At 35.0% G+C, this 26,515-nt stretch carries 21 protein-coding genes; 1 reads left to right on the forward strand and 20 read right to left on the reverse strand.

The features are described 5' to 3' along the window. Positions 1 to 176 precede the first annotated feature (176 nt). The 3 genes from ACKX2A_RS04945 to ACKX2A_RS04955 all read right to left on the reverse strand — a co-directional run bounded on the left by ACKX2A_RS04945 (position 177) and on the right by ACKX2A_RS04955 (position 1,287). The gene (locus ACKX2A_RS04945; protein WP_415327972.1) at positions 177 to 563 is read right to left on the reverse strand and encodes a hypothetical protein; all 387 of its coding nucleotides are present in this window, start codon (positions 561 to 563) and stop codon (positions 177 to 179) included. A gap of 58 nt (positions 564 to 621) precedes the next feature. Continuing rightward, complete coding sequence (locus tag ACKX2A_RS04950) at positions 622 to 789, reverse strand: hypothetical protein (protein WP_415327974.1); 168 nt, start codon at positions 787 to 789, stop codon at positions 622 to 624. A gap of 339 nt (positions 790 to 1,128) precedes the next feature. Next, the gene (locus tag ACKX2A_RS04955; RefSeq protein ID WP_415327975.1) at positions 1,129 to 1,287 is read right to left on the reverse strand and encodes a hypothetical protein; all 159 of its coding nucleotides are present in this window, start codon (positions 1,285 to 1,287) and stop codon (positions 1,129 to 1,131) included. Between the two features lie 840 nt (positions 1,288 to 2,127). Between ACKX2A_RS04955 and ACKX2A_RS04960 the strand changes: the two genes are divergently transcribed. Beyond that, entirely contained in the window at positions 2,128 to 2,790 is a 663-nt protein-coding gene (locus ACKX2A_RS04960; RefSeq protein WP_415327977.1) for a S24 family peptidase, read from the forward strand. Between the two features lie 113 nt (positions 2,791 to 2,903). On the opposite strand, the gene ACKX2A_RS04965 is transcribed toward ACKX2A_RS04960, so the two are convergent. The 17 genes from ACKX2A_RS04965 to ACKX2A_RS05045 form a co-directional block, all read right to left on the reverse strand. After that, complete coding sequence (locus ACKX2A_RS04965) at positions 2,904 to 3,584, reverse strand: hypothetical protein (RefSeq protein WP_415327979.1); 681 nt, start codon at positions 3,582 to 3,584, stop codon at positions 2,904 to 2,906. Between the two features lie 49 nt (positions 3,585 to 3,633). Next, entirely contained in the window at positions 3,634 to 6,645 is a 3,012-nt protein-coding gene (locus ACKX2A_RS04970) for a PKD domain-containing protein (protein WP_415327981.1), read from the reverse strand. 101 nt (positions 6,646 to 6,746) lie between these two features. Next, positions 6,747 to 9,710: a PKD domain-containing protein gene (locus ACKX2A_RS04975; protein WP_415327983.1), complete on the reverse strand. Its 2,964-nt coding sequence runs from the start codon at positions 9,708 to 9,710 to the stop codon at positions 6,747 to 6,749. Positions 9,711 to 9,723: 13 nt separating this feature from the next. Further along, positions 9,724 to 12,570 (reverse strand): hypothetical protein, encoded by a 2,847-nt coding sequence (locus ACKX2A_RS04980; protein ID WP_415327985.1) that lies wholly within the window; start codon positions 12,568 to 12,570, stop codon positions 9,724 to 9,726. A 25-nt stretch (positions 12,571 to 12,595) separates the two neighbouring features. Next, positions 12,596 to 15,643 carry a baseplate J/gp47 family protein gene (locus tag ACKX2A_RS04985; protein ID WP_415327986.1) on the reverse strand — a complete coding sequence of 1,016 codons (3,048 nt, stop codon included), beginning with the start codon at positions 15,641 to 15,643 and terminating at the stop codon, positions 12,596 to 12,598. 89 nt (positions 15,644 to 15,732) lie between these two features. Beyond that, positions 15,733 to 16,143 (reverse strand): GPW/gp25 family protein, encoded by a 411-nt coding sequence (locus ACKX2A_RS04990; RefSeq protein ID WP_415327988.1) that lies wholly within the window; start codon positions 16,141 to 16,143, stop codon positions 15,733 to 15,735. A gap of 156 nt (positions 16,144 to 16,299) precedes the next feature. Continuing rightward, complete coding sequence (locus ACKX2A_RS04995) at positions 16,300 to 16,590, reverse strand: PAAR domain-containing protein (protein ID WP_415327990.1); 291 nt, start codon at positions 16,588 to 16,590, stop codon at positions 16,300 to 16,302. 1 nt (position 16,591) lies between these two features. Continuing rightward, a complete protein-coding gene (gene vgrG, locus ACKX2A_RS05000; protein WP_415327992.1) occupies positions 16,592 to 18,337 on the reverse strand; it encodes a type VI secretion system tip protein VgrG in 1,746 nt (581 codons plus the stop codon). Position 18,338: 1 nt separating this feature from the next. Continuing rightward, a complete protein-coding gene (locus ACKX2A_RS05005) occupies positions 18,339 to 19,052 on the reverse strand; it encodes a CIS tube protein (RefSeq protein ID WP_415327993.1) in 714 nt (237 codons plus the stop codon). Further along, positions 19,052 to 19,213: a DUF5908 family protein gene (locus tag ACKX2A_RS05010; protein WP_415327995.1), complete on the reverse strand. Its 162-nt coding sequence runs from the start codon at positions 19,211 to 19,213 to the stop codon at positions 19,052 to 19,054. Before ACKX2A_RS05010 ends, ACKX2A_RS05005 begins: the two co-directional genes overlap by 1 nt. Positions 19,214 to 19,415: 202 nt before the next feature. Further along, on the reverse strand, positions 19,416 to 19,883 hold the full coding sequence (locus ACKX2A_RS05015) for a phage tail protein (protein ID WP_415327997.1): 468 nt from the start codon (positions 19,881 to 19,883) through the stop codon (positions 19,416 to 19,418). Between the two features lie 2 nt (positions 19,884 to 19,885). Next, entirely contained in the window at positions 19,886 to 20,317 is a 432-nt protein-coding gene (locus tag ACKX2A_RS05020) for a phage tail protein (RefSeq protein ID WP_415327999.1), read from the reverse strand. Between the two features lie 40 nt (positions 20,318 to 20,357). Further along, positions 20,358 to 21,698, reverse strand: a complete 1,341-nt coding sequence (locus tag ACKX2A_RS05025) for a phage tail sheath family protein (protein ID WP_415328001.1) — start codon at positions 21,696 to 21,698, stop codon at positions 20,358 to 20,360. 25 nt (positions 21,699 to 21,723) lie between these two features. Continuing rightward, positions 21,724 to 22,155 (reverse strand): phage tail protein, encoded by a 432-nt coding sequence (locus ACKX2A_RS05030; RefSeq protein WP_415327999.1) that lies wholly within the window; start codon positions 22,153 to 22,155, stop codon positions 21,724 to 21,726. 40 nt (positions 22,156 to 22,195) lie between these two features. Then, positions 22,196 to 23,932, reverse strand: a complete 1,737-nt coding sequence (locus tag ACKX2A_RS05035) for a phage tail sheath family protein (protein ID WP_415328003.1) — start codon at positions 23,930 to 23,932, stop codon at positions 22,196 to 22,198. Between the two features lie 78 nt (positions 23,933 to 24,010). Then, positions 24,011 to 25,786 (reverse strand): phage tail sheath family protein, encoded by a 1,776-nt coding sequence (locus tag ACKX2A_RS05040; RefSeq protein WP_415328005.1) that lies wholly within the window; start codon positions 25,784 to 25,786, stop codon positions 24,011 to 24,013. A gap of 53 nt (positions 25,787 to 25,839) precedes the next feature. Next, the gene (locus ACKX2A_RS05045) at positions 25,840 to 26,427 is read right to left on the reverse strand and encodes a DUF4255 domain-containing protein (RefSeq protein ID WP_415328007.1); all 588 of its coding nucleotides are present in this window, start codon (positions 26,425 to 26,427) and stop codon (positions 25,840 to 25,842) included. Positions 26,428 to 26,515 lie beyond the last annotated feature (88 nt).

Genomic DNA, 26,515 nt, shown 5'->3' on the forward strand with positions numbered 1-26,515 from the left:
TTGTTCAACTTGGTGATGAGAAACAGGTAATGCTGAGCCACTTATATTTTCTCTATAGTTTTATTTGAGTTTTCATGGTTTTTTTCTAGTTCAAAATTCACTTTTTTTGAGGAGAATCAATCGTTTTTTGAGCTAGGGATTCTGTAGGTGCAGTAATAATTTTATTACTTAAATTCTTATGGCTGCACTACGTCATCTTTCTTCTCTTTTTCTTCTTCCAATGGCTGTCTTTCAGTTTTTACGCCATATCGATTTTCAATAAAAATGCTCACCGCGCTCTCTATCCAATTGGGAAGATTTGTTGTGATCATTTTCAAGAATTTATCGTAGCCATAACCAAGTACAAATAATACTCCGGTTGAGTACCACTTGTCGTGCAGCTCGGCTTTATTCATTAAATAACTCATGGTAAAACCTACAATTACAACTATCGTAAGTGTAATAAAATGCTCCCATGGTTGCTTTTTCTCTTTATTTTGTATAGAGACCAGTACTCTTAATAATCCTCCTGAAAATGCAATTGCAGTTCCGATTAAAAGAGCTTTAATACTATCTAAATTCATTCTTTCCTATATATTATTGATTAAAAATTCTAGCTTTCGACATCTCTCGGATGTTTACTTATTCGAAATCCAGCATATACATATCATCTAAAAACCGTTTGCTTTTTCGAATATTTTCATTTTCATTTACATAGGCCAATTCATCGATAAGATCACTGATGTCTATAATGGGTTTTTGCAGTTTTTCTCTGTTTCGTTTTATTTTTTTTCTTCTCTTTTTTTTCATGGTTTCTTAATTTTTTTTAAATCAGCAATTGTTTTAATCTTTTAAAATTGATTTTTATAATTATTCACAATAGAATTAAAAGTAAAAACCATTTTTACCTTACTATTTTACCTAAAAATCAATATGTGAGAAAGATATCCGGACAGCCTTTAATTGGTATGAATTGCAGGCTAGTTATTGTGACGGTATTATAACTGTGGATCCTCTTTTATCTTTTTAGAATATTTAATTTAAGATCTGTTTCATAAGCTTTTATAAGCTCCAAAAGATTATCTAAATGAGATTTAGCATAACATTATATTAAAAACAATGGCTGAAATTATTTTTGATATTGATAAATTATGCTTGAAGAAGAATGTTATATATTGTTCTTTCGGATAAAAACAACATTTCCGTTAATTCGTTTACAATCACCTTCATTTGTTTGTTCTGATTACGTTTTACATATTCAAGGACAAAATCTTTTCTTTTCTCTACTAATTCTTTACTACGTTTCATTTTTGGTTACAGTTTTTTATATTATTAGTTTTTTTATAAACAAGCGTTAGCAATTTCTAAAGTTATTCTTGTTCAATTGAGGCAACAAGAAACCTCAAAGGCATTTTTTAAGCCTTTGCATAATTTCCGATTGCAGCATTTAATTTTGGTTTTTAGAAGTTGATACTGGATATCTTTATAGAAAACTCCCAACTTCTTTGTTTTAAATTTTTACTTGTAAAAGCTTTACAACTATTTGTGAAAAATAATGATCTACACAATAGCTAGCGTTTACTTCTTGTAATGTGTAAAAGAGCGCAACATTTATTTGTCTTTTTAATTGACAAAAATTAATCGATTTTATTTGTCTTTAAAATGTATCAACTGATTTACTGATAGCTATAATTAATCGATATTTTATATACTAGCCAGTAATGTTGATTTAATTTTTTTCAGCTTATTTTTAATTAAAAAAACAAACGAACATATTTCGCAAACAAAACCCATATTAACATGCACAAATATCATAAACAACAATTTAATAACGCATTTTTACCGCTTTTATTAGATTAAAAAAGTTCTTTTTGCTTTAATTGACGCCATATAAAACAAAAAAAGTAAAATCTAATTACAAAACGCACTAAGTACAAAACTATTGTTCAGCATTATGATTAAACGTCTATTCGCAACATTATCAATGTTTTTAAATATTAAAACAATATTAAATTGTAAATATAATTTTGTATATTTGTGCTATTCTTTCATAACAACGAAACAAATATACGAACAATGTTCGTTTTTTTAAAATAAAAAATGAATTTTTTACGCATTTTTTAAACAAATAACTATAAACATATCAAAATGAACTATTTAGAATTCAAAGAAATCAGGAAGAAACTAAAAATGAAGCAGGCTGATATCGCAAAATCTATAGGAGTTGGTACAAGAGCTGTACAATATTGGGAAAAAGGCGAACGAAAAATTCCGGAAACGACTGCTTATTTTGTAACCAATTTACTCCAGGAGCAGCAAAAGAAACTGAATGACGGAGCATCTCCTGTTGTTTTTTCAGATTTAAAGATTATGAATGTTCCGCTTGCCAATCAATATGCACAAGCCGGCTATTTGCATAATTTCGCGGATGAAGAGTATATAGAAAGCCTACCCACAATTCCTTTTACAGACGATGTAGAACACCGAGGCGAATACATGTGCTTTGAAGTAAAGGGAGACAGCATGGATAACGGATCGTATGAAAGCTATCTGGAAGGCGACATTATCTTATGCAGAAACATCAGACAAGATTATTGGATGAGTAAACTGCACTATGATAAGTGGGATTTTGTAATCGTTCACAAAGAGAAGGGGATTTTGGTAAAACGAATCATCAACCATGATGTTGAGAAAGGCATTATCACGCTTCATTCTCTAAATGAGTATTATGATGATTTTGAAATCCATCTGGAAGACGTCGCAAAGCTTTTCAATATTATAAGCACCCGACGCAAAAATAACAGAAGATAAACTTAAAAAAACAGCTTGACTGAATAAAATCCTCAAAAAATTGAGGATTTTATTTGGGCTTTTTTAGATTGCCATACTTTACATATTATAATTAATTACTGTATGTAAATTAATTATTGATAATAATTCGTTCCCAGTGCATAATTCAACCCTGACCCTACTGTAAAAGTAAAAGTAGCTATGGTTCCTTCAGTCATTCCAACTTTCTGAGAATCTAAGAGTAATAAATTAGGAGCTGTAGGATTTACTACAACTGTACCACTTGCTCCTGTTGTACTATAGATAAACATATCTCCTAGTGTTTTGCCACTCGATCCACTTTTTATCAATTTTGTCGTAAATGTAATCGTATCTCCGACTTCCGCTGTAAATGATTTCCAATTTTCCAAGGGGTCATTATATTCAATCCTGGAAGGCTCACTAGGTATGACCAGAACACCATTCCTTTCGATTTTAAAATCAGCCTCGGAATATGTGGTTACTTCATTACTAGTCCCATGATTATAAAATATTTGTCTAGTTTCAGACCCTTTACAATCTCCAATTTTAAAAGTGCTTTTTTTCGTTGCTACAACAGAACCATCTGTAGTTTCTAAGTCTACTGTTAATTCATAATCTCCTAGAGTTAGAATTTCTGGATAAAGCGTTATTACATCATTACTAGATGGCGCAGGATCCATATGATAATTTTTTGTTGCTTGGGTAGCTATATGTGTATAGGTAAAAGTTGCACTTTTTATTGGCTTCGAAGATGTGTAATCTACCATAAATGAAATACTGCAATTTCCTGCCATTATATTATTTTTTATTGTTAATATTATTTTTTATCTACAATTTTGGGTATTAGCTAATCAAAGCATCACCTACAAAAGAATTTCTAGTATCAAGATGTATTGTTAATTCCGCTCCTGATGCCGATGCCTTAGGAGGGAATGGACTTGCTATATCAGACTGAAACTGTCTCCATTGAGCTTCAGTTGTATTATTTATTATATTAGCTAATTTTGTGGCAATTGTAATTGGGGTATCAGAAGACGTAGCTAATATTGTCAGCTGAACCTGATAAACCTTAACCCAAAATTTATTACCCGCAGACACATTTGGCCCTACCCTAAACACTTGTATTGTTTCTGTACCTGTCATCTGATAACTTGTTTCTGTAAGAGAAGGAACAAGCTCATTTTCTCTAAGCACGGTAATTGTAACGTCATCTGTATCCACCTCACCATATACATCTACAACTTTAAGCCTGAATACATGTACTCCTTCTACCAATCCTGAAACCTTTGTTTCTTTATTGAGCGGAGTTTCAATGGTTGCTGTTGACGGTAGTGGACTTACTTGTGCCCATGAGTAAGAATCTATATTATTATCCGGATCACTACTGAACTTAGCTGTTAAATCTATGTCAGTAACAGGTAATTGAATCGTTGTCTGAGACGCCCTTGCTACGGCAACAGGCGCTCTGTTTACCTGATGACAGCAATCTCCTCCTTCAGTGAAAGTAATACTCTTTATTACTGTTGGCTCTTCAGGCTTCACATACCAATCACTTATCGCGATGTCTTGAGAACATCCACCACCATTTACTCTTACCTTTATCGTAGGAATTCTTGTTGGTGGTAAATTTTCGAAAGTATAACTAACATGTCCATTTTCATCCGGATTTAGCGGTACCCAACCTCCAGTATCTAAGAAATCCCAACTATAATCATAATCTGCAAAGTTTGATCCTGAAACAGTAAACACTACCGTCGCTGTTGTTGAGCCAGATTCCTGATAATGAACAGAACTAACCTCTATATCTACATTAGGTTCTAAAATAACTTTAATACTACAATTTGTCGGTTTCCCGTTTACTGTAAATGTAATTTCCTTACCATATAATTGTTGAGATATTGCTCCCGGATCAAAGAAGTATAATCCATTAACGGTTATTACACCTCCATCTAATCCTTCATCCACAACAGCTTTTACAATTCCATTTGTAGGGAATACAGTGAAAGGGATGATATCTGATTTTAAACAAACCACAGAACTTGGCAAGCTCAATTTAGTATCAACTTTTGGTGTACAACAGATATACGGTATTGAAAAATCTGCAATAACTATGGCATCTGTCCCGATGGTTTCATAAACCATTACAAAGGTTCCTCCTCTTTCCACTCCACGCTTATGTTCTAGTCCCGGGTTCTCTTCCAGATAATCATTGAAGTAAGCTTTAGATAGATCTTTATTATCTTTCAGCTCTTCTAAAGACAAAACCATAATATCAAATCCTAACTGCAGCTTATCCTTAATATCTTTTATTTGCTGAACAGCTTGTTGGTAAGGCATTCCTTGATGACCTTCTATATTGTAAAACGAATTTTTATCTATATTAAAATTTAAAGGATCATCCGGCAATTGCGTATTTGGCGTAAAAAAGTTGATTCCATATCCTAAATTTTCTCCAGTTGATCGATTGCTTGTTTTATCAAAATTCCATGCTTTTAGAAGTTCTTTAGTAATTTTGTAATAAAAAGGAACTGCTTTATTGCTTAGAGGATTCAATTTTTGAGATGGAGTAATTTTAATTTGCGCTTGTCCTTCAAAACTATTCGAATATCTAAAACTCTGCGTCTGCTGAAAAAAACGACTAATTAATGTTTTCACTCTTTCGGTTGCTTTTTCATCATCTAAGACAGGCGAGTTATAAAACTGATGTCTAAATGAATCTAACTGGATATTTGAAGTTAGTTTTCCAAGCAAGATATGTTTAGGAAAAGAACCAAAATCCGGAAAAGCCTTAGTAAAAGATTTAGGAAGCCATTTTATAATTTCAGAATACGTATCCATCAAATCTTTCACCGCGTCATAAGCATATTGAAACCCTGTTTGCAGAGCGAGACATTGCTGCAGTTCATTTTTAAACGCGGCATGGTTTACGCTTTGTCCTCCAATTACTCCAACTATTTTATTGATTTTGTCGAAAACAAACTCACCATAATTATTATTTTCAAGAGCAGTTTTATACAAATCTTTTATATCGTTAGAAGAAAAATGTGCATCAACTCCATTTTCTAAAATAAGTCGTTCTACAATTACTCGCTCCTGCTTTTCAGCTCTTAACACATCTTCTATAAACAAAGGATGTGGCTGGATACGATCTATTATTCTGGTCGGAACTTCCCCAGTTACAGGATCAGGCGGAAGTAAAACACTATCGTCTCCAATAATATTATTGATTCCTGCTTCTGTTGTAACTAATACTTTAAGATTTCGAATTTGCTGAACGCCATGATTATCACAGTCTACTCCTCTACAAGGTCTAACTTCTTTTTCATAATTTTCCAAATACAACAACAAATACTTGTCATCTAGATCTGAAAGATTACTGATGGGCTGAAAACTTGATGTTGCTTCCTGAGCTGTTGCCAGTTCCCAAAGCTCGACTTGGTTTCCTTTTCCATTGTTTTCATGAAAAGCAGGATAATTTACTTTAAAATTATCGTATACTTTAAAATGAGTATAGTTTTTATTTTCTAGGTTAATAGTTTTCAAATCACTCACATACAAATCTTCACTTACTTCGCTTGTATTATTCAAGGTCAGCAAATCTCCATCAGTAGTAAGTGCAGCCCCTTGAGAAAGCTGTATACCGCTCAATACTTTATTTGTATAGACAAAATTGGGTTTGAGACCGCATACAATACCTACTCCCTGCAGCATCACTCTGGACAAACGATCCTGATCTTCAAAAAAATCTAAAAATTCATTGAACTGGGTGAATTCTACATATTGTCCTTTACTGAATTTGCGGTATTGAGTTGATATATTACTTAGAGATAATATATCACTTAATTGATTATTCATTATTATTAATTTTTTAATGATTTATTAAGATCTTTAATAAACTTCATAGACAAATATATTGTCTATGAAGTCATTACACTTATTCCTAAATTCAGGAACGGTTATCTTGTTACACCTGTACAAGGGTTGATTTCTAAGAAATTACCATTTGGATAACCAGAGTAAATAGGCGTTGTAGCATTTGCCAGGAATATCTGAGTAAATGCAACACCAGTATGACAATAACTTAATGCACACTCCAAAGAGAATTTCACAAAACCATCAGGTGATAATGATGCTATTTGCTGTGCTTCAGCTTGGGTTATAGTAATTGCATTGTATCTGCTATAGCCGCTTCCGTTATGCGCATCTTGACTTCCTCCAGTATTACTTAAATGAATATTTCCTTTAATTGTTGGATGTGAATACGGATCTGAACCTTGTATTAAAATACCGTTTCCTTTTAAATTGAAATTAGCATCATTACAAGTATGCCCTGGATCAGTACCGTGTCTGTACTGAATCACTACTTTCATTCCATTTAAACATACAACTGTCATTTGTCCTTTTAATTTTACCGGGTTTATAGCAACTGTTTTGCTACAGCCATTTGCATTGGTTACAGTAAGTATTGGATTGAAGACGTCTTCCTGACCTGCAACAAGGTCATATTTATGTTTAACAATTCCGTTATTTGGTAATGAAGTTAAAGATAACGGAGCTGTTCCGTCTCCAAAATTAAATGTATAAGTAAGACCAGTACTATTAGGTGGAACAGAAACAATGAAATCAACGGTAGCATCCGGATCTGATGTATCTGTGCCATAGCTTACATTTCCAGTAGAAACAGTTACGGTTGGTTCTGCGTATACAACTAACTGTGCTTCAACAGCATCATCATTAACGGTGAAAGTAATTGGCTGTCCGAAATAAGCTGCATCAACCAAAGTAGGATCAAATAACGTTTGACCTGCGGATTGTTTAACTGCAGGAATCTGCACACCATTTACAAATGCTTTCACCTGAGCATCCAACGGAACAATTGTTATAACTACAGCTTTATCGTTTTGACATAATTTGCTTACCGGTAATGATAAGAATACAGGATCCTTTTTAGAACAGCACAAATAAGGCAATGAGAAGTCGGCTAAGACCTGATTGTTTGTTTCTGATTCGTAAATCAAAACAAAAGTTCCTCCCGGTTCTACACCTGCAACGTGCTCTAAGCCTGATTTTCTCTCTAAGAACTCACTTAAAAGTTCGCTTACAACGTCATCTTTTTTAGGATCTTGTCTTACTACAGTAACAGCATCTGATGAATCGTCTTTTGCAAATTCTGCTTTGTTTAGTAATCTTAATTTTTCATCCAGCTTAGAAATGTTCAGTAAAGTACTTTGTGAACTAACTTTCTGGTTACTAATATCACTGGAAATCGATATCAATTGTTTTCTAAGATCGTCAATTGATACTGTTTTATCTTTAGTCGGTTCTTCTTCACCCGGTTTTTCGCCTTTATCCAAAACCAATGCAATGACATCAAAAGCCAATCCGTATTTTGCTTTAAGATCGTTGATGTTTTGCAATGCCGTTTTATAAGGCATTCCTAAATGACCTTCAATTCTATAAAAGTCATTATTATCAATATTATAATTCAATGGTTCCTGAACAAAATCATCGGTCGCCAAATTGGTTGTGTGATAACTTAAGTTGTAAGCTTCTCTATCTGTTTTTGTTTTTTCGTAATTCCACTGCGACAATAATGGTTTATCTACATTATAGTAATACGGAATCGCTTTATTTCCCAGTCTTACATAAAGATTTGAAGGCGTAATTTTAATTGGTCCGATATATGATTGGAATCCGTTTACTTTCTGTACAAAACGATTGGCAAGCATGACAACTCTTTCATAATTCTCATCATCGGTTGTTGTTACCGGCGAATTATAAAATTCATGACGGAAAGGAACATATCCACCCAGTTCCAATGTCGCTCCAACAAGACCCAACAAAAGGTGTTTTGGGAATGAAGAAATACTCGGACAGCATTCAGCATTTAGATGCAATACCAGTCCTTTTATTTCATTATAAGTATCAATTAAATCTTTAAATAAATCATATCGATACTGGTAATCCTCCAATCTTGATGCTGAATAATTCAATATAGAATTTAATTTATCAGAAAGTGATTGCCCACCTAAATTTACACTGATATTAAAAGTGGCTGCTATTGCCCCAAAACCATTGCTAAGATCTGCAACTACATTACTTGCATTACGAAACTTTGTTTTTAATAACGTTGCGCTTGTAACTGAAGGATCCAAAATGACCCTTTTCGCCTCAATTTTAGGTAAATGATCGAAGAGTTCTTCATAAGCATTATGAGTTTTATAAAGAGTGTCTTTTGCATCACCATTAGCAATAAGATTTGTAACAGATGTAGAATCTGCTAAAAGTACTTTAAGATTAGATACCTGTTCAGCTCCCGTATTATCGCAATCTGCATCTTCGCACGGAGTTTCTTCATTGGAGTAACTTTCCAAATACAGAATGATAACTTTATCAGTTAAATTAGTGATTTCTTTTACTTCTTTAAAACCTCCGACATTCGTACCCAGCTCATCATATTCTTCTTCTGTAATTAATTCCAAAAGAGGAACCTGCACACCTCCAATGCGAAAATAATCATATTCAAGTGTATCGCTATAATCTCTGTAATACTTGTAAATATTATTAGGGAAATCTATTGTAGCTTCAGAAGGCGAAGCTCCTTTGTGACGAAGTGTAATTAAATCACCATCTGTAGTAACTCCGACACCCTGTGTAATAGAAATCGTATTAAGATTAAGATCGATCTCGCCCAGATCTCCGGGATTATTTTTATTTTGTGTAGCTTCAGGAGTAAAGATTAAATCTATATACTCCGATTGAAAACCACAAACGAGTCCTACACCACTCAAACGGGTTCTTGATAATCTGTCCTGATCCTCGAAGTAGTCTATAAATTCGTTTAATTGCCCTTCAGTTAACGCCTGGTTTTCGTTGAACTTTCTATATTGGGTTGTTACTTTATCTAATTTAGCATTCATTATTTTTCAATTTTTATATGTTTGATTGTCCTAAAATTATTTTTCCGTCTAGATCGTCATTATCATCCATTGCACAATCTAAAAGTCTTCCCGGTCGATAGATATTATTTAAATTACTAAGTGCTGTCAGCAAATCGTGAATGCTGTTTCCTAAATTATTTATATTGTTTTTAGCTTTATCCGAAAGATATTTTTTAAAGGCAATTTCAAATTCAGACAAGTCATTTTGAGCCGTTTGTTTGTCTCCGAATCGATCTCCAACCCAGCAAATTTTTGCCAAAATATGAGCTGGTATTTCTTGTCTGATGACAGTTTCTGCGTAACGTCTAAAATCAGGATCCTGGAAGCGGTAAGCAAACCCCGGAAGAACGACACTTACTCGATAAGAATAAGGATCGAAAACATCTGTTTCGCAATCTTCCTCACAAGACGACATAAGAGCATCTTCATATTTTACAGGATCGCCTGTAGATCCTCCTTCACTCTTTGAAAACACTTCAAAATCCTGTCCTATCCTCATATAACCGATACCTTCCATATCCTCAAATATTTTAAAAGTATCTTCGATGGACATACAACCGATTCCTCCTATAAGATGGTAATCCTTGAATGCAGGTTTCAGTAATAAATGCTCAACTAGAAAAATTCCTTCTTCTGTAAAATTGTATTTGAAATATCCTACAGTATTCCTAATTCCTATAATTAATTCCGGCAAATTTGGATAAGGATTGGTCTTTTTGTGCGTGGCAATTACATTTTTCTCATCATCTAAAATGTCGAAATAATAATTTCCTCCTCCTGAAAAACGAATTTTTATATTTCCAATTAAATCATAATCAGCTTCTGCTTCTACTAATACTTCCAAAGCATTTTCAAGATCTTCCTGATCTATTTGAATAGTCTGATAAATTGCTTCATTCAAGTTTTTTGTTGCAGCGTATTCAATTTTAAAGGTATTTACAGACGATAAAATAATATTACTGCTTCCATCTTTTACTTTCCATGCATACATTGGTTTACCCTCATTATCTTCTGATTCAATGATCGAAACTGGTGTTTGGGATAAATTTCTTTGGGTATAATTTTTAATTCCCAACAAACGGCCAATTCTTTTTTGTACTCCGGAAATATTATTGGTATTCCAAAGATCTGCAGATGAATCTAATGTGTAATTATAGCCTAATCCATGATCTTTGCTTAATGACTGATATTCGCTTACGAAGCTTTCTTTGTTACTCAGGACAATTTCGTCGGTAGATTTTCCGTACAGTGATTTCATTACAAAAGTGTAATCGCTGAATGTTTCTGCAAAACGAGAGATCAAATGATCTAAAATTTCGTTTCGGCGTTCTACACTGTTATCCAGTTCTTCGTATAATGAATCTGTAAGTTTGTCATCACTAGTGGTGTCATAATTCGAAACCAACTCATCAAAACCTTTAATATTTTTAAGAGCCTGTGTAAAATATGTTCTTTTTAAAGAGCCATTTATACTTAATACTTCTTTTACTTTTTCAAGATGTTTGAAATAACTGGCAAGGATTTGATCAAAAAATAATAAATATCCTTTCAATTGTTTGGCTAAAGCTTCTCTTTCCGGGTTTTTATTTCCGATAATTCCTGAAACTCCAACTCCGTAAGTATCCGGAAATTCATTTAAAATAGTTGCATAATTGGCAATATCATATGATGTTCCCTGAGGTAAAACCAATTCTTTATTCAACCTTGCATCGTCTCTAAGTGCAGCTTCTTCTTTTTTAAGTGTATCTAAATAAGCTTCAACTTCTTTCTGATTGATATTCAAAGGAAGCGAACCTTTGGTATAGCTGAATGAGCTTAAATCACATAGTTCCGGTTTTTTACCTTTATCAATGCAGATCAACCAGTCGTTTGTCTGTGTTACAACGCTGTCACAACCTGCAATGGAAACTTCATGAATTTCTTTCACACCATCAATCTTCATAAGCTCGCTGATGATATCCGAAAGACGAACTTCTCTTCTTAGTTGGCTGTTTTTTAGTTCTTCAGTATCAATAAATCCGTTGTCCAAAAGTGGTCCATCGAAAATTTCATCTGTCGTAAGACCTTTTTCAAGCTGTTGTTTTAATGAATAAAAATGTACTTCGGGAGACAAATAATTATTAATCGCTCTCAATACTTTAGCGTGTACCAATTCTTCATTGGCTTTATTTACAAGTCCGATACGGGCGCAGACAGCCACTTTTTGGGTTTCGATTTCTTTAATATCAACCAAATCTTCGCAAAGGCTTCTATTGGCATGATAACGTTCCAGGATTTTAACTTTGGTATCAGATTTTTCGCAGTCTCCATATTCCTCATTACTATCGATGTCTTCATCATAATCTATGTAAAGATCATACAATCCTTTTACGTCGAAGTGTTGTGTTTTTTCCCCGATCGGTTCAAAGTCTAATAATCCTGTTTTACAATCGACATACAATGTTTCGTTTTTAGGAACCAACCAGCAATTACGGATGGGTCTTTGAGAACCTGATTTTAAAGTAATATCGATAAACAGTTTTCTGTAATCCAGCTCATTCAAAGGTCTTGAAGGTAAAACTTCTGTAGCTTTCAGAAACTGAGTATGAATATCCTTGTCTACATCATCTGATGCTAAGATATCTTCCATATTCAGGTTCATTCTCATACCAAGATCTGTAATGGCATAACTTAGAACCTCCAAAGTGGTAATACCGGGATCGTGAGAGTTGTAGTCTGTCCAAAGTTTTCCTCCCAACCCTTCTATGTATTCAATACCTGTTTTTCGTAGAAAATGAAAATCGTTTTGATCCTCTGTTTCTATATTTTTGGGTATACTAATGTGCTTATTTTCTGACATAATTATATTTTCTTCTTATTTGTTATTAAATACATACCTGATCTGCAATAGTAACTTTGTGTTGTTTAGCCGATACCAAAATAGATTTTGGATCTACTTCGATTAAAGACTGTCTTTGTAAAACATTGTTCACGAATATTTTTACCCCATCAACATAATCTACATAATACAATTGCTCTAAGTAGTTAATAAGCTGATTAACATTTAGTTTAATATTAAAATCAATATCCTTAGCATCTGTAAAAGCCCAAGGTGATATGTATTTTTTAATATCTTCGTCTAATTGTTTGGCATAAAATGTTTCATCATACTTTTCAAAAAATTTCACTTTTGTATCTACCCTTGCTTCTTTATAATTTGGATTAATTACCTGAGCAGTAACATGCATCGTATTCAATTCATTTACATAATCCTGAATCTTGCCTAAGCTTGCTCTACTTACTCTTGGCTGATAAACATCAAAAGCATTTTTATTTTTAATATTCGGTACAACCATCAAGGTTACGTGCCCTGGAGCCATGTATGAATTTTCAGAAGTATGATTCAAACATTTTACTTTATAAACCTCCGGGAATTCCTGTAGTACCAAATGTTCGTAATCCCATTGTGTAACTGCTCTGTTTTTATGTCTTAATCTTTCACTTACACGTCTGTAAAACTCTGCATCCGTTTCTTTGTATTTTCCATCAAACGAATTGTAAGGCTGGCTTACCGATTTTACCTGCGGAACTCTTGTGATAAGTTTTTTGATGGTATTGGCCTCTAATCCGTTATTTAGATGAGACAATTCATTATCCTGATTCTGGAATGTTGCTAAAACAGCTTGAGTATATACTCCCTGAACTTTACAAACCGCATCATAACTTCTTCTTGATTTGGCTCTGATCCAGAATAATCCGTCGGTAAATCTTGTATGATTTGTATCGATATCTTTAGGAATGCTGAACTTCACAATACCCGATTCCAAAAATCTTCTGGTATCATTTTGCAACATATAATCCGAAAGATCGATCCATGTATTATTTGAAAGAATATGCCATTCGATAAACTCTTTTTCCTGGAAAGTTTCAACTAAAGGGTTTTCGCTCCCTTCCAACATTTGGATCAATAAAGAAACTGTCATTCTTGGCGTTGCTTCCAATCCGATGTATAATTCGCCTCCGTTTTGGTGTACAGGAACGATACTTTTGGCATCAATTTCTTTTTCGTACTGCCCGAATGCATCTTCGTGATACACTTGTACCCCATCACTTTTTGTAGCTTCTCCGTCTGAACCTTTTCTTAAATAAGAATAAGCATTTTCCCTTGCGCTGTAATTCAGTTCGATATCTTCGGCAAAAGGAATGTATGGTTCGTTTGGAATTGTTTTACTTAATCTTGAATCACTGGATAATGCCAATGTATACAATTTAGGATATACATCCTGTAAAGCTGACTGGTTGAATGTTAATCGAATAGACTCACTCGTTCCAGATTCATTGCTTGTATTATTGATTGAGAATTGAGTTTGATAACCACCTTTCACTTTTTTAAATACATCAATATCATTCGCTTTATCATACCAAACTTCTTTTTCCAACAATGCTGTATCTGCCTTAAAATAAGCATCAGAACCAACAATTGATGTTTTTAATGCCTGAAACTCTGTAATACTAACATTTTGATTAGGCTTAATAACATATGCATTGTATAAATCTGTGATAGAACCCGGAGCATTTTTCCAATTGATGGTAATGTCTGCACTCAGCCATTTTTTGGAAAACATTTCAGGACAATTGATATAAAAATTGGATCCTTTTACGGGTTGTGCTGTGAACGGATAAAAAGGTTTTTCTGAATTTAATTCACCATTATCATTTTCAAGCTGAATAGATTTTATTCCTTTTACATCTACCGAAACTTCTATGTTTTTTACTAATTTTTCTGAAAGAGCTTCGTAAATATCATAGTATTTATCTCCTTCGATCATAAATCTTACAACAGGGAAACTGGTCTGGAATGATTCCAAAAGCACCTCCTTATTATATTGTACAACCGCCGGGAAATCTTTAGATAATGTAAAAGAAAGCTGCAACTGTTCCTCAACATTTCGTACACATCTTAGAACAATTCCTGACAACCATTCTTTTTCTCCGCTGCAAAGTACTTTAATATTATTTTCGATATCAGCTCTTGAAAGGTTTTGTAATTTCTGAGTCGAATTTTTATTAAAATCGATCGTGATCGTTACTGTTCTTTCACCTTCCTTTAAATCAAATAAAGAAGATGCAATCGAGAAGCCTAATTTTGCTTCTGGAAGCTCTTTATAAATAGATTTATCCGAGATTGTTTCATCTGAATTATATCCAAAAGGCCACCAATAATTGCTGTTCTCAGGTAATTTATCTCCTAGGCCATCGGCTGAGTTTGCGATTGGAGCCATTTTAAGCTCTCTTTTTTCGACATCGTTTAGCAAACTTTTAATCTCAACTACTTTCGCCTGATTGGCAATAAGCTCATCGTCTGTTTTGTAAACTCGTTTTTTTCCGTTGGCATCCTTATCGCCATCCAGCAATGTACCACTCGGAATTTTCTCCTGAATTGCCTTTTTTGCCAATTCAAAAATCACATATACTTTGTCGGATTTGGCATCATTTTTTTCAATCTGAAGAATTTCATTGTAATAAAAATCCAAATGCCTTTTCGTTAAATTATTAAAGGCTTTTTTTGAGAAATCCAATAATTTTAAAAAGCAAACAAATAATGTAAGGTGAGGCGTTAAGTTGCTATCCTGTTCAAACTGGGAAATAAGATCTGTAACCTGTTTTTTCATACTTTTGTACTCAACGCTTTCCCTACGCGGGATAGAGCCGGTATCATCACCCAAGAACAAGTTACCCCAGTTTCCTTGCGGTGTTGTATTATCATCTTTGTGAAAATAGTTTACACGCTGCGCAAAATTGTTTGCAAATAATAGCCAATCAAACAAATCGAAATCGTGTAATTCGAGATTGCCAGGATCTAGTTCTGCTAAAAAGCGCTGCATTTGTGATTGTCCTTCACGATAATGTGAAAATGTATCTGTTTTTTTCATTTGTTTATATTTATCTTTCTATGGTCAGATGCAATACTTATTGTAGTGTTTGGTAGTATTCAAAATGGCTACAGACATCCCGTAATTCATTATATTTCGGTAGCTTCTCCTTTGTAGAAAGGAAAGACCATATTGCTTCTTGTATTCGTATTTCTTACTTCGTAGTCAACTGTTATTAAAATTTCTCCTTCAAGCTCGTCCTGAGTATCAATTTCAATATTTAAAATGTTTATTCTAGGTTCGTGGTATAAAATAGCACGCTCAACGATACCCTTCATCTGGGTGATCAACGTTAAGTCTAGAGGTTTAAAGAGCATTTCCTGCAAATCGCATCCGTAGTTGGGGAACATTACCCGTTCACCCGGACGCGTTGACAATAAAATCTTCAGACTATTGTTGATGTCTTCCACATCTGTTGTCATTGCCAGTTTTCCTTCGATCTCATTAAACTCAGGCGGAAAGCTCCAGCCTATTCCTAAAAAATCTGTATTTATTTTCATACGTTATTTGTTATATTTAATTGTAACATCTTTGCATCTGTAACATAGAGTTTCCATTGTTATAACCGTTTTGTTATTGATGTTTTACATTTTTATTTTAGTTGGATAATATTTAAATGACAGGTATGATTATGCATCAAAATCTATCTTTAAATATCATCCACCTATTAAAACAGTAGCTTCACCAGCGGATATTACGCCTCCATGAGCGGTAGAATCTCCCATTCTTGCGGCTGGTTTTCCGCCTATCATAACGCTTGACGATCCTGATGCAATGGTGTCTGGTGGCCCCGTGCATACTGCTTTATCTCCTACTCTGGCCGCAGGTTTTCCTCCGATCAATACAGTCGGTTCTCCTGCCGGAATTATAGGCCCGCCTACGTGAGGCACATTTCCCGTTACCATAGGACAGGTGTGCATATCTGTAATTCTTGCTGCCGGTTTCATCTTAATTAATTTTAACTTGAGAACCTTTCACTACTGTTACTGCTCCCGATTTAAGTTCAGAACCTGAGCTTCCTTCTGCTTTTAACTGAGCACTTGCTTTAATATTGATATTGGTTCCTTCCATCTTAATGTCACCTTTTGCCTTCATCTTGATGTCTTTCCCACTTTCTATGCTAATGCCGTCTTTATTAAGCGTAATGATATTAGAATGCTCATCTTCAATTTTAATGATATCGGCATCTTCATCTAAAATCACCTTTTTGCCTTTTGGAGTTTCAAGCGTATACGAAATTTTATCATCATTAAAGATCATTTTCATCTCGCTTCGGGTAACGAATCCTTTTTCGTTATTATCATCAGAAGCTACAATGGGAGCAGGTTTTGTGCTGCTATTCAGCATTCCAAGTACCACTGCATCGTTTGGATCATCATTAATAAATCCGATAATGACTTCATCTTCGATTTCCGGTCTGAAGAATGAACCTCTGTTTTCTCCGGCATCAAGTGTTGCAACTCTTGCCCAGATTCCTTCTTCCTCATTATTAATAATTGGAATTTGTACTAAAATTCTGTCTTCGCCATCCGGATCAGATTCCAATTGAGAAACGATACCGACTTGTAATCCGCTAATTGCAGGAATAATTCCCGAACCCGGCATTTCGCTTACATCGTATGTTTCTGAAAACCATGTCGGAGAAAGTCCAAACTGAGCATCTACCAACCAATTTCCTTCGGCGATTTCGTGACGAACACCTGTTACGTAAATCTTTCCATTGAATCTGTTTCCTACTCCTTGTAGCGTTAATGAAACCCCAGGTTTCACAGATGGAATTCCCTGGAATTTTACTCTTCCTCTTGTTTTTGCTAATTGCTGAAAGGTTGCTTTTGCATCGCCCCACTCCTGAAGTTCGCCCTGAGTAAGATTTCCGCCATGATTAAGCTCCAGATCTTCAATCCCGAAAACTTTTGCTAAATCACCAGATGAAAGATTTCCATTAAGGTTAAGCGCAGGATCCTGAGCTTCAACTTCCGTGAGTTCCTGATCGGTATAGCTCCAAGTCTTGGCTGTAATCTTTTTGAATTGATCTCTGGCATCAATTTCGCCGTCAAATTCATGAACAGAAGAGCCGTACACCACTGTTTCTACCGCTTCACCACTGAAATTGGGTTTCGCTACTTTAACAGTTCCGTCGTCAACAAAACAAAGCTTACCATTTGCCTGTGCTCTTGTCAGCATAAAATCCCAATCGGATGCTCTGTACTGAATCAATTCTTTATGTGAATTTGAAGTCGCTTCCACATCTGCTGTTGCACCGCTGTTACCAATCAGTTCTTCGATGATATCGCTGTCTTTACTTTCGTAGAAATATTTGCTTTTTCTTCCCAAAGTCATTTTTACAGCTTTATCTCTGCATTCGATGATGAGATAAGAAGAACCACTTCTGACTTTTATATTATGTTTTACAACAACTCCTTTGAAAATGGTTTCTTCTTCAGAATGATATCCTGCTGTGATCTCGATTTCTTTTCCCGGAATTAACAAATCTTCATTGCTTAGCTTGAAATCCTGTTCCGGTACACTTCCATCCAGAATAATAATGCGGGCATAAGAAATTCTGTTGATCTCTTTTTCCACAACAATGCTTTTCACACCATACTTTCCGGGCAGCTCTGTTCCTCCGGACATTACTTTAAAAGTAACTAAATCCGGGTTTTTTGCTGTTTGTATATATCCGCTGTTATTCATTTTATGAAACTTTTTCTATTGGCGGAAAGAATAATTCTTGCCCTGGAATTAATTGTCTGAAATTCACAATACCGTTTACTTTAGCTACTTCCAAATAGTATTTGGAATCTCCATAGATTCTTTCAGTCATTAATGGTAATGTATCTCCGTCTTGTACTGTTCTTTTGTGAGTAAGGTCTGGGGAACTTTTTTTGGCCATTAGTGCAGCAAGTTCTTTGCTAATCGATTCTAAGAAGGTTGCTTTACCTATGGCTCTTAAAGGAGATCCATCTTTATTGAATAATTTATAATCTATTGTTAATTCAGTAAGTGATCCCTCAAATTTAAATTTCCCCCAAGTAATAATAACAGTGTATGGCTTGTGAATCGTTCCATTAAAATCTCCTGTTGCACTATAAAAATCCTCTAGTTGCTTTTCTACAGTAGTTTCACTAAAAGTTTTTCCTTTTATTTTATTTAAAAGCTTGTTACCCGGATTAGATTCTGTTACTCCTGTACCATCAAATAGAAATTCCAATTGTAAGGTTTGAGGAGATTTTTTGATAAATTGTGAGTTAGTTGCATTTGCTCCTTCCGGGTTTTCAGCATTATACTCAACTTTATGTGTCAAAGAATAACCTGTTGGATTAATAAGGGCTGTAAAAACTACACTCTCTTTTTCACCAAACTTGTTATCCTTATAAGTTTGTATCGTAACTTTTCCTGTTCCTGCCATTATCTTTCTTTTTTACGTTGTTGAATATTTACTACCTGCTCTACACTTTCACATACTGCCCGCATGATTTTTGACTCATCTACTGATGTTGCACTTGTCGTTGCTGCTGTTTTCTCGTCCACATTTATTTTAATGTGAAGCTCTTTTATTTCTATTGGCATTTCGTTTGTTTTTAATTAATTTTTAATATTCAAAACATTAAAAACCAATGATTTAACATATTTATTTTAAAAAATCTAAGCACATGAAGAGTCTGTTTAGCCTTGTGATAGACTAATCTGTTGTTTTTTCATGAAAAATTTATTTTGCTAAAAGTTATCTTTAGACTAAAGCACTTTCAAATGCTTAGATTTGATTTAGAAATTACAAGCCAAGGCTTGCTAACGATGAGGGTATTGTGAAATATCTATATTTCAGCTCTATTGTTTCAATAGCAAGTTTGCTTTCTTCTGCGTTGAATTCGGATACTTCCCATTTTACGGGATAAGCTCCAACTACGTTCCAAACCATTAAAGGTGCTGTCGATTGTAACCCTCCTGAAAGAGTAACGATAAGATCTCTGGGTTCGAACTCGAAATTTTCCATCGCGTTTCTACACCAGCTTATCAATCCGGAACTTACGATTAATCCACGCTTAAGAACTAAATTTGGATATTTTGGTCTCAAAGGAAGTTGATGCATAAATCTGTTTTCGCCTCCTTCTGCATATTCTTCAGTTGCAATTTCTGTTGATAAACCAGATATAGACTGAAATCTGGAATCAATACCCTCTGTTGTCGAAATCCCATTAACAATAAAAGAGAAACTGGTTGGAGGATATAAAAGAGCCATGATTAGTTATTTTCAATAGTTAATCCTTCGTGCGCAAGTTCCAAAGTTTCAATAGCAACCTCGTTACCTTCAGCTTTCAGATCTGTTGACTGCAGCTTAAGAGGGAATGCATTTTTCACTTTCCAGGTTACTGCAGGCTCTCCGTTTTCGTCCAAAAGAGAAATCGTGATTGATCTTCTTTCAACAGTATTCAACTGAATTGACTGAAACCAATCGAAAAACTCGTTATCTTGTTTGAAAGTTCCTCTCTTTAAAGTGATGTTATTGAAAACTCTCAACCCAGGCATCTTGATTTTGCTGAAATCCGGGCTTGCTCCATGTCTGTATTCAATAAGACCTGCTTCAATATTTAAACCAGATACTTCCTGAAAACCTACTTTTGTTCCACCCCAATCTACTTCAAAGGCAAACTTTACTAATGGATATGTACTCATAATTTTATTTATATTTAATTGTTATTTAGTTTAAATTATTCTATGCTTCTTGTAGTTTGTGTGAAAAACGCAATACAATAAATTCTGCCGGACGTACCGCTGCCATACCAACCTCAACGATCATTCTTCCTTCCAGAATATCCTGAGCAGACATTGTTTTGTTTAATCCCACGCTTACGTAATAAGCTTCCTCAGGCTTGCTTCCTGCCAATGCTCCGTCTTGCCATTGCTGATTAAGGAAGTTCTCGATCATGGTCTGTACACGAACCCAAGTGTTAGCTGTGTTTGGTTCGAAAACGAAACGTTCCGTAGCTTTTTTCACAGACTCTTCCACCATATTGAAGAAACGACGTACTGAAACATATCTCCATTCGTTGCTGTTTCCGTCCAGCGTTCTTGCTCCCCAAACCAATGTTCCTTTTCCTGTGAATGTTCTGATTGCGTTGATTGATTTTCCATATGAAGCATCTACGTTTAACCCCTCTTGATCTTCGTGAGAGATTTTTTCTGTAGGAGCTACAACATAATTAAGACCAACATTAGCCGGTGCTTTAAATACTCCGGAAGTACTGTCTACTTTAGCGTAAACTCCTGCCATTGCAGATGATGGAGCAATAACAACTTTATTAGACTCGATTGCGGCTTTAGCCAAGTTGTACAATTCTGAGTCACTAATTTTCAATGATTCCAGAGTCTTACTATTTTCAACGACAATCTTTGGATCATAGCTATAAGTTAAAACTGTTTCCAATTTTGGATAATAAGCTGCGCCATATTTTAAGTTCTCAACATTGTCTAATTTATCTCTAAAATCAGCAACTGCTGTTAATCCGTCTCTTACAACATCCATGATAACAAATCTGTCTTTCATTAATCCAGCATGATCTAAAGCTAAACCGTATAAATCGTAAGCTTCGTCTTGCGAAGTTAAACCTTCAGCATCCGGGAAAACAATAAGAGTTGGCTCATCTTCTTTTTCTAGAGTATTAAGACCTTTTTCCAAATCAGCTTTCACTACTGAAGCTGGATATCCTGCTGCATTTCCTGCAGAAACGATATAACATGGTCCTCCTCCGTTTGCAAAATACATTTGCATCGCATAATACATTTTGAAAGGACTAGGTGTTAAAGTCGCAGTAACAGTTCTAGGTTTAGCTACAGGAGTTGTAGTCGCCGCAGTTACAGTAAATGTAAAGTCTTCATTTTTTGCTCCTCCGAAAAGTGTTTCGTATTCCAGCATAGAAGAGATTCTTGTTGGCTCATTTTTTGGCCCTTTTTCAGTATATCCGATAAAAGCAGGAATAGCTGTTTCTACTTGTGCCACAGATGGTGGGAATTTTGCAATTTCCTCTACGTAAACTCCAGGTGTTTTGTAATTCATTTTTTTAAATTTTTTAAGTTAATAATTAGTTATTTTCAATAGTTAATCCTTCGTGCGCAAGTTCCAAAGTTTCAATAGCAACCTCGTTACCTTCAGCTTTCAAATCTGTTGACTGCAGCTTAAGAGGGAATGCATTTTTCACTTTCCAGGTTACTGCAGGCTCTCCGTTTTCGTCCAAAAGAGAAATCGTGATTGATCTTCTTTCAACAGTATTCAACTGAATTGACTGGAACCAATCGAAAAACTCGTTATCTTGTTTGAAAGTTCCTCTCTTTAAAGTGATGTTATTGAAAACTCTCAACCCAGGCATCTTGATTTTGCTGAAATCCGGGCTTGCTCCATGTCTGTATTCAATAAGACCTGCTTCAATATTTAAACCAGATACTTCCTGAAAACCTACTTTTGTTCCACCCCAATCTACTTCAAAGGCAAACTTTACTAATGGATATGTACTCATAATTTTATTTATATTTAATTGTTATTTAGTTTAAATTATTCTATGCTTCTTGTAGTTTGTGTGAAAAACGCAATACAATAAATTCTGCCGGACGTACCGCTGCCATACCAACCTCAACGATCATTCTTCCTTCTAAAATATCCTGAGCAGACATTGTTTTGTTTAATCCCACGCTTACGTAATAAGCTTCCTCAGGCTTGCTTCCTGCCAATGCTCCGTCTTGCCATTGCTGATTAAGGAAGTTCTCGATCATGGTCTGTACACGAACCCAAGTGTTAGCTGTGTTTGGTTCGAAAACGAAACGTTCCGTAGCTTTTTTCACAGACTCTTCCACCATATTGAAGAAACGACGTACTGAAACATATCTCCATTCGTTGCTGTTTCCGTCCAGCGTTCTTGCTCCCCAAACCAATGTTCCTTTTCCTGTGAATGTTCTGATTGCGTTGATTGATTTTCCAGATGTAGCATCTACGTTTAGTAAATCTTGCTGTCTATCAGAAATTTTTTCCGTTGGAGCTACAACATAATTAAGACCAACATTAGCCGGTGCTTTGTATACTCCGGAAGTGCTGTCTACTTTAGCATAAACTCCTGCCATTGCAGATGATGCACCTAATACTACAGATTGAGCTTCAATTGCTTTTTTAGCTTGGTTATAGAAATCAGAATTTGTTGATTTCAATGCTGCTAAAGTTGAAAGACCAAATGTACCTGTAACTAAAACATCAGCTTCATCAAAGCTATAGCTTAAAACAGTTTTTAATTTTGGATGATAAGCCGCGCCATATTTTAGACCTTCTGCCGTCACTTCTTCTCTCAAAATAGCAGCATCATCTCCAAGAACATCCATGATAACGAATCTGTCCTTCATTAATTCGGCCTGATTCAAAGCAGTGTTATATGCAGAATAAGCAATAGTAATATCGGCAGCATCAATTTCAGCAAGACCTAAAGCATAAGCAGCAGATGCTGTGGCTGCATTTGTCGCAGTAGTTGAAACTGTAGTAAAAAAAGCAGCAGCATTTTGAGCAGCAATCTTAACAGTTCCAACGGTAGCATTAGCCGCATCCGCTGCAACTTGTGTAGCAACTACCACAGCTTTAGCAGCTTGATTTTCGACAACTTGATCAAGATTAGCTGGATTTGTAATAGGATAAGTATCTAGCTTCAAAACAGCAGCATCAGTAGCAGCTAAAATATCACCACCTTCGTCAACAGTTGCTGTTACAGCAGCTGCAACAACTCCAGCAGCAGCTTTAGCTTTAGTAGCTAATCCCTTATTATCTTCTGCAACATCAGCAGCACTATCAGCAGCAGCAACATCAGCAGCAGTAGGAACCAAACCTTGAAGATCCGGGAAAACGATAAGGGTAGGCTCGTCTTCTTTCTTCAATAATTCAAGACCTTTCAATAAAGTTTTATTTGTTGTAGTAGATGTTACAAGAACAGCATCTGAATAATTTCCTACTGCTACAATATAACAAGAACCTCCACCATTTGCAAAATACATTTGCATCGCATAATACATTTTGTAGTTGCTTACTTTAGGCTGCATTGCAGTGGCAACACCGTCTTTGAAAGCTACAGCAAAAATTTCAGGGTTTGCTTTTCCAAAAAGAGCTTCGTACTCCAACATGGAAGAAATTCTTGTTGGCTTCATTTGCTCTCCTTCCGCAGTGTACCCGATAAAAGCAGGGATAGCTGTTTCAACTTGCGCTACGGAAGGCGGAAATTTTTCCAATTCCTCCACGTAGACTCCAGGGGTTTTGTAATTCATTTGTTTAAAAAATTTTAAATTAATATTAATTATATCTCGAAATAAAACTCCGAATTTTTATTCGTGATTGATTGTTTTTTATGATTGTTGTAATTTGTGTGAGAATTTTAGGATGATAAATTCTGCAGGACGTACTAATGCTACTTTGATTTCTACAATCATTGTATTGGTAATAACATGAGTATCGGGATCTTCTTCTCCGTAAACTTTTACTTCGTAAGCTTCACTAGGATTACTACCCGCCAATGCGCCATCCATCCATTGTTGATTAAGGAAATTTTCCAACATTGTTTTTGCTCTCAACCATGTAGTGAGAATATTGGGTTCATTAATAAATGAGCGAAGTGCCGTACCTATCGATTGTTCAAGCATATCATAATAACGTCGTACATGTATATACTTCCACTCGTTGTCGATATTGTCTTTTTTGTCTTTTCCATCAAGCGTTCTTGCTCCCCACACCAAAGTACCTTTTCCTGTAAAAGTTCTGATTGCATTGATTGATTTTCCAGTGTCGTCGATGTTTAAATCTGACTGTTCCTGTTCTGAAACTTTTTCTGTCGGAGCAACTACATAATTTAGACTTAAATTGGCAGGTGCTTTCCATACTCCTCTTGTATTGTCTATTCTGCCGTATACTCCTGCCATTGCCGATGACGGTGGTAAAACCACTTGTAGAGAAGCAATTTCTCTTTTTATCTGATTATATAAAGCTGAATTTGATGATTGTAAATCTTTAAGTATTTTTCCATCTGCATCCCCTTTTTCGTCTCTTACTGCTTTAATTGCAGTGATTAAGTCTTCAAATTCTCCACTAAAAATAGGTGAACCTTCATTAAAATCCTCTGGAATATCAAAATTATCTATAATACCTTCATGTATAGCATTTAAGACATGTTTTGCTTCATCAATTGCATCAACTAAAACTGCCTTTGGACCGTCTGGCTGACCATTATCATCAGCAGTTTCATTAATTTCTTCTGCAATAGCAACAGCATGACTCAACAGATCGGCAAGTACATCCGGATTTGTAGATTCGCTTAATATTTCTGCGCTTGCTAAGGTTTTTAATCCTTCTAAAGCATTAAGCTGGCCTTCGTAAAAAGTAGCGCTGCTCTCTTCTGGTTGCTGTAAGCCTGTGTGTGTTATAGCAACATCGGTCTCATCAAAAGTATAATTCAAAATAGTTGTCAGATGAGGGAAATATGCTGCAGCATGGCTGGTTGGATTGGTAACCTGAGCTCTGAAATGTCCGATAGTATTAAGATTGTTTGAAGTAATTGCAGAATGTCCTTCATATGTATCGAAGATGGCAAACCTGTTTTTTCCTTCTGTTCCTAATTTTTCATCGATTGTATAATTATAAAGATCATAAAAATCGGTTTCGTCTAGTGAGACAGCATCAGGGAAAAGGATAAGAATCGGTTCTTTGATAGCTTCAAAGATTTCAACCTTATCCAGTCCGTTTTTCAGAGAAGATAGTTGTACTCCTTGAGAAGCAGAATCATAAGTTCCTACAGAAATAATGTAGCATGGGCCGCCACCATTGGCAAAATACATTTGAAGTGAATAGTACATTAAAAACTGTACATCCGGCGTTATTAGGGTAACTCCTTTATCTTTGATATCTTTTAGCTGAATATTTTCCTTTTTTGCTTTTCCAAAATTATCTTCAAATTCCAAAAGAGAGCTTATTTTAAGCTTTTTATTTATACTACTATTAATATCATAACCTGCTGGTATTTTATCTGTGTACCCGATGAATACAGGCATTGCCGTATCTATTAATGCAACAGAATTTGGAAGCTTGGTAATTTCTTCAACTGAAACGCCCGGCGTTGTTGGATTTAGCATGTTTTAAAAATTTAAGTTAAAGGTTATTAGTTTTTATTTTTGTCTTTTTATGATTAATCGACTTTAAAGCTTTTAATATTTACAACATCAATTAATTCAACATCTTCCGGATCTGTAGCGGCAGCAATTTTTATTACACTTATCTTATAAAATGCAAAAGGCATTACCTTTCCGCCTAATAATCCCCAAACGTAGCTTAGCTGCTCAAAAGGAATGGAATGTAATTCGATTCTAAAGGCGAAACTTTTTTCAGGACTTGGATCATTATATTTCAATACGTTATTTGTCTGAAAGATTTCAATAACTTTCGAAATATTGGCTAATGACTTATCATAAGCATCTCTATTGGCAGCAATCATTACATATAAATTCAGATAAGCGGGAGCACTTTCCAATTCATAGCGAATTGGCTGGTTTTGTTCTTTTATCCTATTATATCTTGGAGTATTTTTCATTGTAGACTCTTCCTCGACAGTTAACAGGGTTATGACAACCTTATTTTTAAGATTTGTGAAATCTTCGTCATCATGTTTTGCCAGATTATTAACAATAGCTATATTACCTTCACCATCATCATCTTTTAATCCGTTTATTGGATCATTTAGTTTGCTTTCTAAAATTTTCAGTACGTTATCAATCATAATTTCTGTTCTTTATTATTATGGTGCAAACATACAATCATCGCCAATCAAAAGACAAATATTTTGAGGGGTCAAACCTGTCTTTGCA

The organism is Chryseobacterium sp. MMS23-Vi53, from assembly GCF_047651245.1.
Classification (GTDB): domain Bacteria; phylum Bacteroidota; class Bacteroidia; order Flavobacteriales; family Weeksellaceae; genus Chryseobacterium.